At 67.8% G+C, this 18,179-nt stretch carries 13 protein-coding genes; 7 read left to right on the top strand and 6 right to left on the bottom strand.

What is annotated here, in order from left to right:
• Window positions 1–85 precede the first annotated feature (85 nt).
• Entirely contained in the window at window positions 86–379 is a 294-nt protein-coding gene (locus tag GC106_RS12040) for a DUF1905 domain-containing protein (RefSeq protein WP_173128409.1), read from the bottom strand.
• Between the two features lie 454 nt (window positions 380–833).
• Here GC106_RS12040 and GC106_RS12045 point away from each other — a divergent pair, with 454 nt between their 5' ends.
• Genes GC106_RS12045 through GC106_RS12065 form a run of 5 tightly spaced genes read left to right on the top strand, consistent with a single transcriptional unit; the run spans window position 834 to window position 7,656 of the window.
• Window positions 834–1,880 carry an inosamine-phosphate amidinotransferase 1 gene (locus tag GC106_RS12045; protein WP_173128412.1) on the top strand — a complete coding sequence of 349 codons (1,047 nt, stop codon included), beginning with the start codon at window positions 834–836 and terminating at the stop codon, window positions 1,878–1,880.
• Entirely contained in the window at window positions 1,880–4,078 is a 2,199-nt protein-coding gene (locus GC106_RS12050) for a class I tRNA ligase family protein (protein WP_173128415.1), read from the top strand. The genes GC106_RS12045 and GC106_RS12050 overlap by 1 nt, the downstream gene beginning before the upstream one ends.
• A gap of 17 nt (window positions 4,079–4,095) precedes the next feature.
• Window positions 4,096–5,394: a SidA/IucD/PvdA family monooxygenase gene (locus tag GC106_RS12055; RefSeq protein ID WP_312872605.1), complete on the top strand. Its 1,299-nt coding sequence runs from the start codon at window positions 4,096–4,098 to the stop codon at window positions 5,392–5,394.
• The gene (locus tag GC106_RS12060) at window positions 5,391–6,803 is read left to right on the top strand and encodes a diaminobutyrate--2-oxoglutarate transaminase family protein (RefSeq protein WP_312872606.1); all 1,413 of its coding nucleotides are present in this window, start codon (window positions 5,391–5,393) and stop codon (window positions 6,801–6,803) included. Before GC106_RS12055 ends, GC106_RS12060 begins: the two co-directional genes overlap by 4 nt.
• Window positions 6,804–6,813: 10 nt before the next feature.
• Window positions 6,814–7,656: an EamA family transporter gene (locus tag GC106_RS12065; RefSeq protein WP_217280393.1), complete on the top strand. Its 843-nt coding sequence runs from the start codon at window positions 6,814–6,816 to the stop codon at window positions 7,654–7,656.
• On the opposite strand, the gene GC106_RS12070 is transcribed toward GC106_RS12065, so the two are convergent.
• Genes GC106_RS12070 through GC106_RS12080 form a run of 3 tightly spaced genes read right to left on the bottom strand, consistent with a single transcriptional unit; the run spans window position 7,631 to window position 10,553 of the window.
• The gene (locus tag GC106_RS12070) at window positions 7,631–8,020 is read right to left on the bottom strand and encodes a VOC family protein (protein ID WP_312872607.1); all 390 of its coding nucleotides are present in this window, start codon (window positions 8,018–8,020) and stop codon (window positions 7,631–7,633) included. The two genes, GC106_RS12065 and GC106_RS12070, sit on opposite strands and share 26 nt — an antisense overlap.
• A gap of 46 nt (window positions 8,021–8,066) precedes the next feature.
• Window positions 8,067–10,223: an esterase-like activity of phytase family protein gene (locus tag GC106_RS12075; RefSeq protein ID WP_173128423.1), complete on the bottom strand. Its 2,157-nt coding sequence runs from the start codon at window positions 10,221–10,223 to the stop codon at window positions 8,067–8,069.
• A 51-nt stretch (window positions 10,224–10,274) separates the two neighbouring features.
• Window positions 10,275–10,553 carry a hypothetical protein gene (locus GC106_RS12080; RefSeq protein WP_173128426.1) on the bottom strand — a complete coding sequence of 93 codons (279 nt, stop codon included), beginning with the start codon at window positions 10,551–10,553 and terminating at the stop codon, window positions 10,275–10,277.
• Between the two features lie 29 nt (window positions 10,554–10,582).
• On the opposite strand from GC106_RS12080, the gene GC106_RS12085 reads away from it, so the two are divergent.
• Window positions 10,583–12,175: an NAD(P)/FAD-dependent oxidoreductase gene (locus GC106_RS12085; RefSeq protein WP_173128429.1), complete on the top strand. Its 1,593-nt coding sequence runs from the start codon at window positions 10,583–10,585 to the stop codon at window positions 12,173–12,175.
• Here the strand turns inward: GC106_RS12085 and GC106_RS12090 are convergent.
• Window positions 12,136–13,203 carry a hypothetical protein gene (locus GC106_RS12090; protein ID WP_173128431.1) on the bottom strand — a complete coding sequence of 356 codons (1,068 nt, stop codon included), beginning with the start codon at window positions 13,201–13,203 and terminating at the stop codon, window positions 12,136–12,138. The genes GC106_RS12085 and GC106_RS12090 overlap by 40 nt on opposite strands.
• Before the next feature lie 125 nt (window positions 13,204–13,328).
• Here GC106_RS12090 and GC106_RS12095 point away from each other — a divergent pair, with 125 nt between their 5' ends.
• Window positions 13,329–14,591 (top strand): aspartate aminotransferase type Ic, encoded by a 1,263-nt coding sequence (locus GC106_RS12095; protein WP_173128435.1) that lies wholly within the window; start codon window positions 13,329–13,331, stop codon window positions 14,589–14,591.
• On the opposite strand, the gene dnaE is transcribed toward GC106_RS12095, so the two are convergent.
• Window positions 14,592–18,065, bottom strand: a complete 3,474-nt coding sequence (gene dnaE / locus GC106_RS12100; protein ID WP_217280434.1) for a DNA polymerase III subunit alpha — start codon at window positions 18,063–18,065, stop codon at window positions 14,592–14,594. It abuts the gene before it with no gap.
• Window positions 18,066–18,179: the final 114 nt, after the last annotated feature.

The raw sequence follows: 18,179 nt of genomic DNA on the forward strand, positions 1-18,179 counted from the left end.
GATGTCCGATCGGTGCCGCTGTCCGAGACAGCGGCACCGATCAGCGTGTGCGGGCAGAACCGCGGGCGCGTTGTGATCTCCGCGGTCACAGGACGTCGAGATCCACCGTGGCCTTGTCCCCCACGTCGAGCCCTTCGGACTTGCGGACGGCCCGCTTGACCGGCAGCACGTAGTGCCCCTCCTTGCTCGGGAAGATCGACGTCTGCCACGTGCTGCCGCCGACCGTGACCCGCACTCTGACCGACCCGAACCCCCGCCTCGGCCCGGTGGACATGTCCCGGATCTCCTCGGAGACGTCGACCGGCAGGCTGACGAACGTCCAGCTGTCGCCCCGCCTGGCGTCCCACATCCACAGCTCGGCATCGAACAGGAAACCCATGCCCGGCAGCATCGCACAGGGGTCCGACAATCCCGCCTCCCCGTGACCGGCGCACGCCTTGGACCTCCGTGGCCTTCGAGGCCGTGCACCGCGCTCCGGCGTGCCGCTCGCGCGCTCACCCGGCCAATTGTCACATTACTTGTTTGCCGATCTGCGAATTGATCAGCGTCGGCGTTATCGCTCCATTTTGGATGATCCACAGAATTGACAGGACATTGCCGAGCTCGCAACACGGGTGTAATGTTGCCTTAGTCACAGCATCTGTTGGACTGGGGGGAAGCCGAGCGAAACTTTCGACGTTGAACCGCCGGCGACATCCGGGTGCGGGATTCCCACATTTCCCGACAGCCATCTGAACATGCCCACGAGCAGCCCAGTCGGGCTGTCGCTCAGCGCTGTTCTTCTCGCGTGCGCCGCCGTCATCACTCCGATTGCAGGAAAGCGTGCCGTGCAAATGTCACTTGTGAATGTCCACACCGAGTGGGATCCGCTCGAGGAGATGATCGTCGGGATCGCCGACGGGGCCAGGGTGCCCTCGCCGGACCCCGGACTGTTCGCGATCGGCTACGCCGACAACGTCGCCGAAATGGCCGACATCCCGACCGGACCGTACGACGCCAGGATCATCGAGGAGGCCAACGAGGACCTCGAAGGCCTGGTCGAACTGCTGCGCGGGGAAGGCGTCACGGTCAGGCGGCCGGATGTCACCGATCACGCGCGCGGGTTCGGCACCCCGGACTGGGAGTCCGACGGCGAGTACAACTACTGCCCGCGCGACGTCCTGCTCGCGGTCGGGCAGACGATCATCGAGACGCCGATGGTGCTGCGGTCACGGTACTTCGAGCCGCACGCCTACAAGTCCATTCTGGTCGAATACCTGCGCAGCGGTGCCAACTGGATTTCCGCGCCGAAACCGCGGCTGCTCGACGACACGTACAACATCAGGCCGCGGAGCGGGTCGATCCTCAACGATCACGAGCCGCTCTTCGACGCGGCGAACATCCTGCGCGTCGGCCGCGATCTGCTCTACCTGGTTTCGTGCAGCGGAAACGAACTCGGGCTGCAATGGCTGCAACGCGTGCTCGGCGACACCTATCGGGTGCATCCGGTCCGAGGCGTCTACGACGGCACGCACATCGACACGACAATCACCCTCGTGCGCCCCGGCCTTGTCGTGCTCAATCCGGAGCGGATCAGGGAGGACCAGGTCCCGTCGATTTTCAAGAATTGGGAAATCATCTGGTGCCCCGACAACGTGGACACCGGATACGCGTGGTCGTACCCGCGCGCGTCGCTCTGGCAGGGCGGCCTGAACTTCATCATGGTCAACCCGGACCTCGCGGTCGTCAACGACCTGCAGATCCCGCTGATCAAGGAACTGGAGAGCAAAGGCGTGACCGTCGCCCCGCTGCCGATGCGGCACGCGCGCACGCTCAGCGGCGGCTTCCACTGCGCCACGCTCGACGTCCGCCGGACCGGCACGCTTGAGGACTACACCTGATGCTGGTGAGAACACTGACCGAAGACGGTGTGAGCGCCGCGGACATCCCGGGCTTCCCCGTCGTTCTGCGCAGGCACCACCTGAAAGCCGGGGCGCACCAGGACATCGGCGGTACCGGGCCGGTGATCCTGTTCGTGCTCACCGGTTCGGCCACGTTGTCCGGGGACAGGACGGCCGGTGACGCGGTTCTCGTGCCCGGCGGCGGCACCCGGCCGCTCGTGGCGACCAGCGATCTCGACTACGTGACGCTTTCGTGGAAAGGCAAGGCGGACAAGGAACTGAGCCGTTCCTTCGACCGTGACCAGATGGTGTGGTCCTACGAGATGCACCTGCAGGACCTGTTCGACGCCACGGCCGTGCCGGGTCTGCCGTTCGGTTCGGTGTACGGATCGGTGCCGCCGGGCGTCACGTCGAAACTGCACTGCCACCAGGACGGGGAGCTCTTCCTCGTGCTGGGTGGCACGGCCGAGGTCCTGGTGGAGGACAAGACGGCCGAGGTGCGCACCGGCGACGTGATCCACCTGCCCGCCTTCCACACCCACGGAATCCGCAACACGTCGGCCGAGCCGTTCGACATCGTCTCGGTCTACTGGGAGGACATCGACCTCGCCGTCCGGAACCTGGCGGAGCTCGGCCAGCCCGGCCGGACGCTGTTGTTCTGCCCGCCGGTCACCCCGAACGGCGGGTTGCACCTCGGCCACCTGAGCGGCCCGTACCTGCGTGCTGACCTGTTCGCCCGCGCCCTGCGCGGCACCGGTCGCGACGCCTTGGTGATCACGGGAACCGACGACCACCAGAGTTTCGTGGCCACCGCGGCGCATCGGCTCGGCAGGACGCCGGAGGCCGTCGCCGCGGAGGCCGGCGAGTCGATCAAGGCGACGCTCGGCGCGGCCGGTGTCGATCTGGCGCACTTCTACCGGCCGACACCGGACCAGGAGCTCGTCGCCCACGTCCACAAGCTGTTCGAGGCACTGCTGGAGTCGCCGGCCGTGTCCCACCACGTCGCCGAGACGCCGTGGTGCGAGGCGTGCGAACAGTCGCTGTACCAGGCGTTCGCCAAAGGTGTCTGCCCGAACTGCCGGATGTCGTGCGAAGGCGAGATCTGTGAGGCCTGCGGTGTGCCCACGCCGGCCCGTGACATCCACGAGCTGAAGTGCGCGCAATGCGGGGCCACGCCGGTCATGCGCCCGGAACCGGGGTACGAGCTGGACCTGGACGCGTTTCAGGACACTCTTGCCGCGTACTACGCACAGGCCCAGGGCGGCGGTCAGCCCCGGCGACTGGCCGACTCGCTGCTGGGCCGCGGGCTCGGCCGTTTCCGGATCACCCGCCGTTCCCGCTGGGGCCTGCCGGTGGGTGACGAGCTGGTGATCGATCCGTGGGTGGAACTGGTGCTCACGCAGCTGATCAACACCGAGCGGTTCACCGCCGGGCGGACGTCGAACGTGACCGTGCTCGGGTTCGACAACACGTTCTTCTACCTCGTCCTGCTCCCGGCGATCTACCTGGCACTGGGCAAGGACGGCCTGTTGCCCAAGGGTTTCGTGGCCAACCGGTTCCTGATGCTCGACGGCAGCAAGTTCTCCACGAGCAGGCGCCACGTGGTCTGGGCGGACGACGTGCTCGCGACCGTGCCCGCGGACATCGTGCGGGTGGCGTTGCTCCGCCGCTCCCCCGAGGAGGACGAGCGATCGCTCGGTTCGGACGAGATCGCCGACCTCGCCGCGGACCCGGTGGTGACACGGCTCGATTCCTGGCTGGCGTCGGTGCCCGAAGTGGTGCCCGGGACGGGTGCCTGGACCACGCACCACCGCGCGTTCTACCGCACCCTGCTCTCCTTCGGCGACCAGTTCGACCAGGTGCTGACGGTCGACTCGTACAGCAGCGCCGGATACGTCGAGAAGCTCGACGCCTTGCTGGCCGAGATCGCGCGGTTCCGGTCCTTCGAACAGGCCCGGCGCACGATCAGCAAGGCGCAGGAGGAATCGCGCACCAGCGTCGCGCTGGAATTCCTGGCGCTGAAGGTGTTCGCGGCGTTCGTCCACCCCGTGATGCCCGACCTCGGCGCGGCCCTGTGGCACGGCCTCGGGCTGACCGGCGCCCCGCTGCGGGAACGGAACTGGTCGTTCGTCCCCGGCGGCACCCGCGGCGGCCTCGCCGGCCGGACCGTGCTCGACCTGCTCGCGAAAGGCCGGTAATGCAAGAGTGTCACGACGTGCTGGGTGTCGGCTTCGGCCCGGCCAACATCGCGTTGGCCATCGCGATCGAGGAAGCACGGCAGGACGGCATGATGCCGCCGTGCGACGTGCGTTTCCTCGAAGGACAGACGGATCCCGAATGGCAGGGCGGGATGCTGCTGACCGGATCGGACATCCAGCACAACCCCGCTCGCGACCTGGCGACCCTGCGCAATCCACGCAGCCACTACACGTTCATCAACTACCTGCACCTGTCCGGCAGGTTGCTCGACCACCTGAACGTGCCCGGCGAATTCCCGTTGCGCCGTGACTACGCGGGGTACATCCGTTGGGCGCGTGGGCATTTCGACCACCTCGTGGACTACGGGCAGAAGGTCGCCACGGTCGCGGTCACCGAGCACGAAGGGGAACGCGTCTACGAGGTCAACACGGTCTCCGGTGCGCGGTACCTGACTCGGTGCCTGGTCGCCGGTCCCGGCCGCACCCCGTACGTGCCCGAACCGTTCGCCTCGGTGGACGACGACCGGATCTTCCACTTCACCGAGTACCTCTACCGCGTCGAGGCGCTGCCCGAGCCGCCCGGCACGGTCGTGGTGATCGGCGGCAGCCAGAGCTCGGTGGAGATCCTGCTCGACCTGTCCCGGCGGTTCCCGGACAGCCGCGTGCTCAACTACGTGCGGTCGTTCGGCCTGCGGCTCAAGGACACCAGCCCGTTCAGCGAGGAGGGGTTCTTCCCCGCCTTCACCGAGTACTACTTCGCGGCGTCCCGGCCGAGCAAGGCCGTGCTCGACGCGTACATGCGGCCGACGAACTACTCGTCAGCCGACGGTGACGTGCTGCGTGAGCTGTACCTGGACATCTACGAGCAGAAACTCAAGGGCCGCCAGCACGTCTTCGTGTCCGGCAACCGGCTGGTCCGGTCGGTCGACGTGCGGCCGGACGCCGTCACGCTGACCGTCGCCGAGGTCAACACGGGGCTGGTGGACCAGGTGGACGCGGACCTCGTGGTCCTCGCGACCGGGTTCCGCGATCTCGGTCCCGGCGTGCGTCAGGAGCCGCTGCCCGGCTTTCTCACCGGGATCGCCGAGCACGTCGTGTTCGACGGCGGCTATCCGAGCATCACCGCGGACTACCAGGTCGAGACGCCGTCCGCGCCGCCGCTGTTCCTCAATGGACTGTGCGAGACCACGCACGGCATCGGCGACTCGGGCTCGTTCAGCCTGCTTTCCCTCCGCACCGCCGCCATCCAGCGCAGGCTCGCCACGTTCGCGAGGGCGGCACCCCGACAACTCGATCGACTGGGGGAACGACCGTGACCGCTCAGCAGACCTTGGCACCGCCTTTGGTCTGGCGTGAACCACCGGTCCGCACGACCGTGCCGGGACCGAACAGTCAGGCCTTCCTGGACCGCCAGGAGGTCCGCGAGTCCAACGCCCGCACCTATCCCCGCAGGCTGCCGATCGCCGTCCGGCGGGCCGCGGGCACCTTGATCGAGGACGTCGACGGCAACGTCTATCTCGACTTCCTCAGCGGCGCGGGCGTGCTGTCGCTGGGCCACAACCACCCGGACGTCGTCGCCGCGGTGACCGACCAGCTTTCGGTGTTCACGCACGGCCTCGACCTGCCGACGCCGATCAAGGACCGGTTCACCGAGCTGCAACTGGGCATGCTGCCCGCCGCGATGCGGGACCGGATGAAGGTCCACTTCTGCGGGCCGACCGGCGCGAACGGGATCGAGGCCGCGATCAAGCTGTGCAAGATCGCGACCGGCGGCGGCGACATCATCGCCTTCCAGGGCGGTTTCCACGGCAGCACCACCGGGGCGATGAGCGTGACCGCCAACCAGGAACCCCGGGCGCGCATCCGCAACGGCATGCCGGGCGTGCACTTCTTCCCGTACTCGTACTGCCGCCGCTGCCCGGTCGGCCTGAGCCCGGACACCTGCACCACGAACTGCGTGACCTTCCTGGAGCGGACCCTGTCCGATCCGTACGGCGGCCTCGGTACTCCCGCCGCGGTGATCCTCGAACTGGTCCAGGGCGAAGGCGGTGGCGTCGCCGCGACCGTCGACTTCGTCCGGCGGGTCCGGGAAGCCACGCGACAAGCGGGTATCCCGCTCGTGGTCGACGAGGTGCAGACCGGCTGCGGCCGGACGGGCACGTGGTTCGCGTTCGAGCGGTACGGCATCGAGCCGGACGTGATCGTCGCGTCGAAAGCGTTGTCCGGCATCGGTTTGCCGGTGTCGATCCTGCTGTACGACCGCGCGCTGGACAGTTGGTCTCCCGGCGCGCACATCGGGACGTTCCGGGGCAACCAGCTGGCGTTCGCCGCCGGTGTCGCCGCGCTGGAGGTGATCCGCCGCGATGACGTGCTGGGCAACGTCCGCGCGCGCAGCGCCCAGCTCACCGAAGGGCTCACCCGGATCGCGAGCGGTAACCGCTGGATCGCCGACGTCCGGGCGACCGGCCTGCTGCTCGCGGTGGAGATCGTCGATCCGGATTCCGGACAGGACGTGCCCGACTTCGCCCGTGCGGTCCAACTGGCCGCGCTGCGCCGTGGCCTGATCCTCGAAGCGGGCGGCCGCAACGACAGCACGCTGCGGCTGCTGCCGCCGTTGACGCTGACGGCGCAGGAGGCGGACAAGGCACTCGAAGTGCTCGAACTGGCGTTCGCCGACGCCAACTCACCGGTCCGGCGGATCATCCGGGGCTTGGGGCAGGATTGACCCTGTGCTGATGATCCTGTTGTCGGTGGCGGGCGCGTGCGCCTACGGAGTCGCCGACTTCCTCGGTGGTCTGGCCAGCCGCAAGGCGCACGTGCTGCGGGTCGTGGTGATCAGCGCGCCGGCCAGCCTGGCGATCGAGCTGGTCCTGCTGCCGATCCTCGGTGCCTCCTGGACCGCGGGATCCATCGGCTGGGGCGCGTTGTCCGGTGTGGCGTCGGCGTTCGCGTTCTCGTTGCTGTACCTGGCGTTGTCCATCGGCCCGATGAGCGTGATGGCGCCGATCACCGCGATCGTCTCGGCCTTGCTGCCCGCGGTCGTCGGGCTGCTCGACGGTGAACGGCTCCCGGTTGCCGGGGTGGCCGGGATTCCGGTCGCCCTGTGCGCCATCGTCCTGGTCACCATGAACCGCCAGACGGCGGCCGAGAAGATCCCGATGCGGGCGATCGCCGTCGCCGTGCTCGCCGGTGCGGCGATCGCCACGCAGCTCATCACGTTGGACGCCGCGCCGCACGACAGCGGCGTCGCGCCGCTGATCGTCGGCCGGACGGTGAGCAGCCTGCTGGTGCTGTCGGTCGTGCTGTTCGTCCGGACCAGCCACAAGGGCAAGGTCCCTGTGGTGATCGCCGCGGCCGCGGGCTGCCTCGACTCGTTGGCGAACCTGTTCTTCCTGCTCGCGGCGCGAGAAGGAATGCTCAGCGTGAGCGCGGTGATCGTCGCGCTCTACCCGGCCGCGACCGTGCTGCTGGCCGCGGTGGTGCTGAAGGAACGGATCCGGCGCAACCAGTGGCTGGGCCTCGCGGCCGCGGCCGCAGGCGTCGTGCTGCTGTCTACGGCAAGTTCAGCTGCCAGCTGACCCCGAAGCGGTCGTTGACCCAGCCGAATTTGGTGCTGAAGCCGTAGTTGCCCAACGGCATCAGCTCCACGTCCACCAGTGCCTTGTACAACCGGTCGAGCTCGGCCTCGTCGGCGCAGGTGACGTACAGCGAGATCGACGGCGTGAACTTGAAGGCGTGCTTCTCGTACGAGTCGATGGCCATGTACTCCTGCCCGGCGAGCCGGAAGGTCGCGTGCACCACCGACCCTTCCGGCCCGGGCCCGTCCGGACCGTAGCGGGTGATCGACAGGATCTCGCCGTCCTCGAACAGCGAGGTGTAGAACGTGATCGCCTCCTCGGCCTGTCCCTCGAACATCAGAAAGGTGTGGATCTGCTGAGCCACGCCGCCTCCTAAACCTGAGCTTATATAAGCCAGGACTGTACCATGGTCAGATCCGGCCGAGCCGGAGGAACACGGTCTCGCCTGGTGCTTCGTCGACGCCGTCGTTGTCGACGACCCCCACCAGCCGCCGGAACGGGCCGAACCCGACCACGGCCAGGCCTTCCGGCTTGTCGTGGGTCGCGGCGCCGCCGGCGGTGAGCGCCGGGATCAGGTCCCGGGCCGGTGCCTTCGACACGACCGGCTTCTCGCTGCCCGCGGGCACCGGCGTGACCTTGCTGATGTCGACGCGGTGGACCTTCTTGACCTTGGCCGCGTCACCGCGTTGGTTGTCGCGCTCCAGGACCAGCAACGTGTGGTCGTTCAACGCGGTCACCTCGGACAGCCCGATCCAGGCACCGGCAGGGGCCGCGTCCAGCGGATACGCGACGAACGCCCACTCCCCGGTCGCCGGGGTGAAACGGGCCAGCGTCGCCTGGCCGGGCTTGTCGGCCTTCCACTCCCGTTGCACGGCGAGCCACACCTGTTCACGCCGGCCGCCGCCGATCACGGTCACGCCTTCAAAACCGTTGCTGGTAGCCGTTTGCGCCACGGCCGCGGGCAACGGGATCTCCCGCTGGACCGCGCCCGTGGACGACACCTCCACCAGCAGGTTCGGCGACTGCTTGCCGTCGCCTTCCACCGCGATCCAGTAGCCGCCGCCCTGGCGCGCGGCGATGCCCTCGCCGTCGTAACCGACAGGCTGACCGTTCTTGGTCAACGTCAGCTCTTTGCGGACACGCGCCGGCACGGAGGCCGTGTCGATGGTCAGGACACGAGTGGGGCTGTAGGCCGCGTCCGTCACCGAGACGACGTCACGGAAGTTACCCGGGATGTGGGAAAGGCCGGACAGCGCACCGAATCCGATGCCGTCGGACACTATGGACGGTGTCGTGACTTGCTTGTGCGTCAGCCGGTAGGCGCTGAGCGACGACCGCACGTTGTCCGAGGCGGAGTCCTCCTCCGCGGAGACGACAAGCTTGCCGGTCGCGGGAATGGGCAACAAGCCCTCCGGGCCGACACCGGTCGGCACTGCTTGCAGGAACCGTGGCCGGCGCGGGTCGTTCACGTCGTACACCGCGACGAGGTTCGCCCGTTCCATGCCGACGAACGCGTATCGGTCACGTCCGAACGTGGCCACGGCCAAGCCTTCGGGCTCGACGCCCTTGTTGTCCGACCTGCCGTCGGGGTACTGGCCCTGCCGGATCGCGATCTGGTCGAGCTCGTTGCCCGAGGAGCGGACGACCTCGCCGGACTCCGCGTCGAAGATCGTCCAGGTCCGCGTGCCGCCCACGTAGTCGCCTTCGTCGGCCGTGGCGAGCGTGTGATCGTCAAGCCACGCCACGGCATCCGGCTCACGCGCGGCGGTGATGGTTCCGGTGGCCGCGATCTTCCCGTCGTCCTCGGTGTCCACGCCGCCGACCGTGGCCGTGCCCGCCGGGAAGTGCTTCACGAGCTTGCCGGAAGACAGGTCCACGACCGCGATGTGGTTGTTCTCCTGCAACGTCACGGCGACCTGGTCACGGCCGTTGATGCTGACGTACTCGGGCTCGGGGTCCGTCGGCGCGACCTGGGCGATGCCGGTGAGGTCCACTTTGCGCAGTGGCCACCCGGCCGGCGCGCCGGCAAGGTCGACAACGGCCAGGAAACCCGCAGGCGGCTGCGGGATCTCGCCGTCGTTGACGTCCTCGTCCCGTTCGTTCTCGATCGCGATCGCGGCGTACCGGCCGTCCCGGGAGATGTCGATCGAGTCCGGCTGGCCGCCCAGCTCGCGCGTGGCCACGACCGAGCGCTTGGCCAGGTCGACGACCACGAGCACGCCCGACGGGTCAGCGTGCGACTCCGACGTGTTCACCGCGACCAGGGCCAGGCCGCCGAGGATGTCGACCGACGTCGGCTCGCCCGGCATGGCCAGCACACCGTCGGGCGTGAGCCGCTGGCCCGCCTTGACGAACCCGATCCTGCGCGCGGGCGAGTCGGTGTAGACGATCAGCTTGCCGTCCGCCGTGGCGGCGGCGATCTCCGCCGCGGTGTGCTCGGCGGCAGAACTGTTGCGGTACACCGACATCGTGTCGAACCGCTGGAACCGCTCGGGGGCGGCCGCCGTCGCCGGGACCGCCGGAAGGATCAATCCGCAGGTCACCAGACCCGCACATAACCGGAACATCGGCGCAGTGTGGCCGACCGAAGCGACCTGCGGATGAACGGCAGGAGGCGATCAGCCGAGACCGATCTGCTGGAAGAACGCCTGGTTGTCCCAGAACAGGAACTCCTCGTCCATCGAGCCGTGCCGGTTCCACAGGCCGATGGTGGCCATGTTGATGGCGTACCTCTTGCCGGTCGGCTGGATGAAGCCGCCCCTGCCGTCCGGCATCGGCCGGGTGAACGTGCCCTTCATGACACCCGCGACGGCGGTCAGCCCGCCGTTGGCCACGCGGAGGTAGTGCGACTCGATGCCCCACCAGGGCAGCCGGAATGGCGACCTGCCACGTAGCATTCCCAGGAGAGCGAGCGAAGGCAGAACCGGTGCGCATCCTGCTTATTCACCCGTCCGCGGGGACGTCGGACCCGGCGACAGTGATCCACCGGCCGGATCTGGTCACGGCCAGTGACGAGGTGGTTGCCGAAGCGATCGAGGAACTCAGGCCCGACGCGGTCGTACGGCCTGAAGGCGACGTGGACGCCGCCCTGGCCGCGGCGGAACGGGACTTCGCGGACCGGATGCCGATTCCGGCAGGCACCCAGGGAAACAGCGTCGCGATGGTCGGCGCGGGAATCGTGAACCTGGTGTCCGCCTTGACCTTGGTCCGCGCGGGTTACCAGGTCGACGTGTACGAGCGGTCGCCGGACCCGAGGGCGGATGCCGACTGGACCGTCTACGGCTGCACGCGAGGCGGCGGCGACGGCCGGATGTTCACCCTCACCGAGGCCGACAGCTACAACAGCCGATCGTGGCCCGGCAACGACCTGCTCACGCGACCGGTCACCGACCATGGCTGGCTGGTGGCGAAACCGGGTGCGCTGTCCGCCAGGGAACTGGCCTGGGCCAACGACTTCCACCGCATCCCGGCATGGCTGGCCGACAGTTACACCCAGGACATCTTCGACACCAACCGCGCGGCGGGCCAAGGCTGGGAACGGCTCATGGCCTCCGATCCCGGTCTGTTCGACGGATACCGGGACGGCATTCTGCGGCTGTACACCGACGACGACTACTTCCAGTGGCACGTCGACCGCAACAACAGGCTCGGCGCGACGCGTAATGTCCTGACACCCCACCAAGTTCGAGCCGCTTACCCCGCGTTGGCCGACGCCCCGGTCGCCGGCGGCCTCGAAGTCGTCGGGTTCACCGTGAACATCCACAGGTTCATGGCCCGGCTGGTCGATCTGCTGGTCGCCGAAGGTGTCCGGTTCCAGTGGGACACAGCGGTCACCGGCATCCGCTGGGCCGGCACGACGCCGGACGGATTACTGACGGACGGCGGCACGATCAAGGCCGATCACTATGTCCTCTCCCCCGGCGCGTACGGCGAGGAGTTGTTGCGTGGCACGGCTTCGCACGGCCAGATCATGGGCATGCTCGGTGTCTGGCTGACCGTGCCGAACGTCGAGCCGCGGCTGGACCACTCCGTCAAGATCGCACGCAAGGGCCACCGGGCCGAGGAGACCAACGTGACGCTCGGGACCGGCCCCGACGGTGCGCCGATCCTGATCTGCGGCGCGGGTTACGGCTGGACCGGCACCGATCCCGCCGCCATCGACCAGGCCGAGCTGGAGACGCTGTTCGAGGCGCTGGCCGACACGATCCGCCGGTTCTTCCCGAAAGCCTATGCGGCGGCACGGGAAGCGGGCACGCTCGCGGCGAGCCGCCGGATCTGCGTGCGGCCGTGGACGGCGTCCTGTCTCGGCGTCTTCGAGACCATGGTGACGGCGAGCGGCGGCACGCTCGTGGTCACCGGGGGCCACAACACCGGCGGATTCACGCAGTCACCTGACGTCGCCGACGCCGTGCTCGCGGCCCTGCGAGGCCGGAGGCACCGGATGCACACCCGGTTCCACCCGGCCCGGCTGGACCGGTTCTACTCGGCCGACACCGTCAGTTTGAGGATCACGTCCTGATGCGTCTGGCCGTACTTGCGGTTGAAGACGTCCAGGGCCATCGCCAGATCAGGGGACGTGTGGTCCAGCGGTGTCAGCAGATACGGTTTGGACCGGTGTACCTCACCCTTGGCGTTGTCGTTGACGATCCGCACCGGTAGCCCGTCGATGCCGCCGCGCAGGTTGCGCTCCACGATTTTCCGGCCGCTGACGTAGATCTGCTCGTCCACGTGCACGAACCGCGCCTCGTAGCGCTCGTTCCGGTCCTCCAGCGTGAGCGTCCAGAACTGGTCGAGCCAACGGGTGCTGCGCGCCTCCCACAGCTCGTCGAACTTCGTCCCGACAAACTGCCCCAGCTGGGCCTGCGGGCTGGTCTGGTACTGCGCGGCGTTCCACGACGTCATGTTCACCGGGTAGAACGAGACGATCACGTGATCGTCCACCCGGTACATCTGCACCGGCGGCAACGCCGAGTAGATCCGCACTTCCAGATAACGGCGGAAGTGCTCGGGCAAGTCGCGTTTGAACTCGTGCAGCACCCGCAGGTTGTCCAGGATGTTGTTGACGACGTCGGTCTGCTGCAACAGGTCGTCCGCGCGCTGCTCGGCCGCGCGGGCGTCCGGGTCGAGCAACAGGATCCGCACTTCGACCTTGCGGCTGAGCACTTCCCTGACGGCGGTCAGGAACTCGTCCTGGTAGCCGCCCTGCAACAGGTCCGTCCACAGTTCCATGACCATGACGCGGTGCCGCGCGCTCGCGGCCTGCCGGATGAAGGCGCGGTGGTTGAACCGGTCGAGCACCGCCTCGTTGAGCCGGTCCGCCTTGGTGAGGAAGGGCGCGATCAGAAACAGCACCACGATCGTGCCGATCAGGTCGGCGCCGAGGTTGAGGCTCAGGTTCATGCCGTAGTGTTCGAGCGGCCGCGAGTACAGCAGCAGAACCACCACGACAACGACCAAGGCCGCCGCGACGATCGCGTAGTAGCGTCTTCTTTGAACCCACGCCAGGAAGAAGTTCGCAGTCCTCGTCCGCAGACGGCCCTCGCCCACAAGGCCTCCCCTTCTTGTTCGGCCAGGTGCTCCGTTGGCCGATTCTACTGAACCGGTGGCCCGGCGAACGGGCGTCCCGGCAGTCTTATAGCGTCCAGGACGACGCCAACGCCGAAGGACGACCCGTGAACACAGATCAGAACACCGACCTGTCAGCGAGCCTCGACGCCGCCAGGCGGGACTACGCCGCGTTGCTGGAGCGGAAGCTGAAGCTGGACCTGACCCGGGGCAAGCCGTCGGCGCGGCAGCTCGACCTGTCGAACGAGATCCTGGCCCTGCCCGGCGACCGGTACAAGTCGGCCGACGGCACGGACTGCCGCAACTACGGTGGGCCGCAAGGACTACCGGAGCTGCGGGAGATCTTCGGCGAACTGCTGGACGTCCCCGCCGGCCAGTTGCTGGCGCTGGGCAACTCCAGCCTCACCCTGATGCACGACACCGTGGTGCACGCGCTGCTGGGCGTGCTGCCCGGGGCGCGGCGCCGGTGGGCCGACGAGGAGCGGATCGCGTTCCTGTGCCCAGTGCCCGGCTACGACCGGCACTTCGACATCTGCGAGCGGTTCGGCATCGAGATGATCCCGGTGCCGATGACGCCGGACGGGCCCGACATGGCCGAGGTCGAGCGCCTGGTCAGCGCCGACGCCGGGATCAAGGGCATCTGGTGCGTGCCGAAGTACAGCAACCCGGACGGCACCACGTACAGCGACGAGACCACGCGCCGGCTCGCCGCGATGCCGGCCGCGGCCCCGGACTTCCGGATCTTCTGGGACAACGCGTACGCCGTGCACCACCTGACCGACGAAGAGGTCCAGGTCGCCGACATCCTCGCCGCGTGCGCACAAGCCGGGAACCCGGACCGCGTGTTCGTCTACGGGTCCACCTCGAAGATCACGCTGGGCGGCGCGGGCGTGGCGTTCTTCGGCTCGTCCGAGGCCAACGTGAAATGGCTGCTCGGCCACCGCGGCAAGCAGACCATCGGACCGGACAAGATCAACCAGTTGGCGCACGTGATGTTCCTGCGCGACGCCGACGGCGTGCGGGCGCAGATGCGCGGGCACCGCGAGCTGATCCAGCCGAAGTTCGACGCCGTGCGGCGGATCTTCGCCGAGCGGCTGGACGGCCTGGCGACCTGGTCGGAGCCGAAGGGCGGCTACTTCATCACGCTCACCGTGCCGGACGGCTGCGCCAAGGAGGTCGTCCGCAAGGCGGCCGAGGCCGGGATCGCCCTGACACCGGCCGGTTCGACCCACCCGTACAAGGATGACCCGCGGGACAACGTCATCCGGATCGCGCCGACGTTCCCCGACGTCGCCGAGCTGGAGCAGGCCATCGAAGGTGTCGCGACGTGCGTCCGCCTGGTCGGTTACGAGAAGCTCGCGTCGGCGTAGTCATCGTTCCACCCGGACACCACGTACTGATCGCAGTTCGGCCAGCAAAGCCGGGCTGACGGTGACCGGATAGTCGTCGACCGCGAGGGTCGTGCGTCGTTGCTTGTGGTCGACGACTATCCGCACGGGTGTGGAGCCTCGATGCGCCCGTAAGGTGGAACGCAACTCCGCCACCATGTCGTGGTCCACAAGGGACGCCGGCATTTCCAGGATCAGCGGCGGCTCTTGCACTTGGGTCACGTCCAAGGGTGTCAGGTCCGAGCCGACCACGGCCATCTTGTCCTCGCGCCAGTTGACCCGGCCTTTCACGAGGACCACGGTGTCCTCGGTCAACTCGGTGGCCAAGGTGCTGTAGGTCTTCGGGAAGAACAGCACCTCGACCGAGGCGTCGAGGTCCTCGATCACGGCGATCGCCCAGCTCTCGCCCTTCTTGGTGACCCGGCGTTCGAGCGAGGAGACCATGCCCGCCACGACGACTTCGCCTTCCCGGGGCGGGTTGGCCAGCAGGGCCGCGATCGGCTTCGGCGAATGCCTGCGCAGCACGTGATCGGCGCCGTCGAGCGGGTGGGCGGAGACGTACAGGCCCAGCATTTCCCGTTCCAGGCCCAGCAATTGCTTACGCGGCCATTCGTCCCCGTCGAGCCGCAGATGCGACAGCGGCGACGCCGAGGGCGCGGATTCCGTGGCACCGAAGAGGTCGAACTGGCCCATGGCCTGCCGGCGTTTGAGTCCGGCGACGGCGTCGACGGCTTCCTCGTGGATGTCCATGAGGGCCTTGCGGTGGTGACCGAACGAATCGAACGCGCCTGCCTTGATCAGCGATTCCAGGACACGTTTGGTGCAGCACACCAGTGAGGACTTCTCGACGAAGTCCGCGAAGGACGTGTACTTTCCTTTCGTGGCACGGGTTTCGACGATCGACTCGACCACGTTCGCGCCGACGTTGCGCACCGCGCCCAGTCCGAAGCGGATGTCGTCGCCGACCGCGGCGAACCGCGGCACGGACTCGTTGACGTCCGGCGGCATGACCTTGATGCCCAGCTGGCGGCACTCGGACAGGTAGACCGCTGACTTGTCCTTGTTGTCCGACACCGACGTCAGCAGTGCCGCCATGTATTCGGCCGGGTAGTTGGCCTTGAGGTAAGCGGTCCAGTAGCCGACCAGCGCGTAGCCCGCCGCGTGCGACTTGTTGAAGGCGTATCCGGCGAACGGCAGGATGGTGTCCCACAGCGCCTGTACCGCCTCGTCGGAGAAACCCTTGGCCCGCATTCCGTCGCGGAACCCGGAGAACTCCTTCTCCAGCACCTCTTTCTTCTTCTTGCCCATCGCACGGCGCAGCACGTCGGCGCGGCCCATCGAGAACCCGGCCACCCGTTGCGCGATCTGCATGATCTGCTCCTGGTAGACCACCAGGCCGTGGGTTTCGGCGAGGATGTCCCGCAACGGCTCGGCCAGTTCCGGATGGATCGGCTCGATCGGCTGCCTGCCGTTCTTGCGGTCCGCGTAGTTATTGTGCGTGTTCATCGCCATCGGGCCCGGCCGGTACAGCGCGTTCACCGCGACGATGTCCTCGAAACCCGTGGGCCGCATCCGCCTGAGCAGATCGCGCATCGCACCGCCGTCGAGCTGGAACACGCCAAGGCTGTCACCCCGGGAGAGCAGTTCGTACGTCCTGGCATCGTCGGTCGTCAGCACGTCGAGGTCGATCTTCTCGCCGCGGTTGGTCTCGATGTTGTCGATCGCGTCCCCGATGACCGTCAGGTTGCGCAGACCGAGGAAGTCCATTTTGAGCAGTCCGATGGCCTCGCACGACGGGTAGTCCCATGCGGTGATCACCGCCCCGTCGTCCCTGCGCCACAGGGGAATCACATCCAGCAACGGCTCGGACGACATGATCACCGCGCAGGCGTGCACGCCCGCGTTGCGGATCAGCCCTTCGAGGCCCCGTGCGGTCTGGAAGATCGTCGACACGTCGGTGTCGGACTCGACCAGGGCGCGGACTTCGGCGGCTTCCGGATACCGCTCGTGCCGCGGGTCCGTGATGCCGGACAGCGGGATGTCCTTGGCCGCCACGGGCGGCGGGAGCGCCTTGGAGATCCGGTCGGCGAGGGCGTATCCGGCCTGCCCGAAGTGGACACGGGCGGCGTCCTTGATCGCCGCCTTGGTCTTGATCCTGCCGAACGTGATCACCTGGGCGACCCGGTCGGCACCGTACTTCTCGGTGGCGTAGCGGACCATCTCGCCGCGGCGGCGGTCGTCGAAGTCCATGTCGATGTCGGGCATGGAGACGCGTTCCGGATTGAGGAACCGCTCGAACAGCAGGCCGTGCTCGATCGGGTCCAGGTTGGTGATGCCCATCGCGTACGCCACCAGCGACCCGGCCGCCGACCCACGGCCAGGGCCGACGCGGATGCCGACCTCGCGCGCGTGGTTCATCAGGTCCGCGGTGATCAGGAAGTACGCCGGGAATCCCTTCTGCACGATGACGTCGATCTCGAACTCGGCTCGTTCGACGTAGCCTGCCGGTACTCCGCCCGGCAGTCTTCGGGCGAGGCCGCGCATGACTTCCTCGCGGAACCACGACTGCACGTCATGGCCCTCCGGCGGTTCGTGGATCGGCATCCGGTCACGGTGCTCCCACACCTCGGCATAGGACTCGATCCGTTCGGCGACAAGCAAAGTGTTGTCCGTGGCACCTGGGACCTCGGTGTCCCAGTACGCCCGCATCTCCTCGGCGGAGCGCAGGTAGTAGCTGTCGCCGTCGAACTTGAACCGTGTCGGGTCGTTCAAGGTCTTGCCCGCCTGCACGCACAGCAGTGCGGCGTGCGCCTCGGCCTGCTCTTGACGGACGTAGTGCGAGTCGTTGGTGGCCAACGGCTTCAGGCCGAGCCGTGCGCTGATGTCGAGCAGCCCGTCGCGGACCACCTTCTCGATGCTCAGGCCGTGGTCCATCACCTCGACGAAGAAGTTCTCCTGGCCGAAGATGTCCCGGTAGTCGGCGGCGGCCCGCAGCGCTTCGTCCTGCTGGCCCAGTCTCAGGCGGGTCTGCACCTCGCCGGACGGGCAGCCGGTGGTGGCGATGATCCCCTCGGCGTGCCCGGCGATCAGCTCACGGTCCATCCGAGGCTTGCGGTAGTAGCCCTCCATGCTGGCCAATGAGGACAGCCTGAACAGGTTCCGCAGGCCGGTGGCGTTGCGCGCCAGCATGGTCATGTGGGTGTAGGCGCCACTTCCGGAGACGTCGCCGTCACCCTGACCGCCTTGGCCCCAGAAAACGGGTTTCCTGTGCAGCCTGCTGCCGGGCGCGACGTAGGCCTCGATGCCGATGATCGGCTTGATCCCGGTCCGCGTGGCGACCTGGTAGAACTCGTCGGCGCCGGACATGGTGCCGTGGTCGGTCATGCCCACCGCGGTCATGCCGAGCCGCGCGGCCTCCTCGAAAAGCGGATTTATCTTCGCCGCGCCGTCGAGCATCGAATATTCGGTGTGCACATGCAGATGAACGAACGAGGACACGCGCACATTCGAGCCGGAAACACAGACGCCGGTCAAACAAACGACACGCTCACCACCACAACGAACAATTGT

Origin of the sequence: Kibdelosporangium persicum (genome assembly GCF_013280595.1) — a bacterium.
Classification (GTDB): Bacteria; Actinomycetota; Actinomycetes; order Mycobacteriales; family Pseudonocardiaceae; genus Kibdelosporangium; species Kibdelosporangium persicum.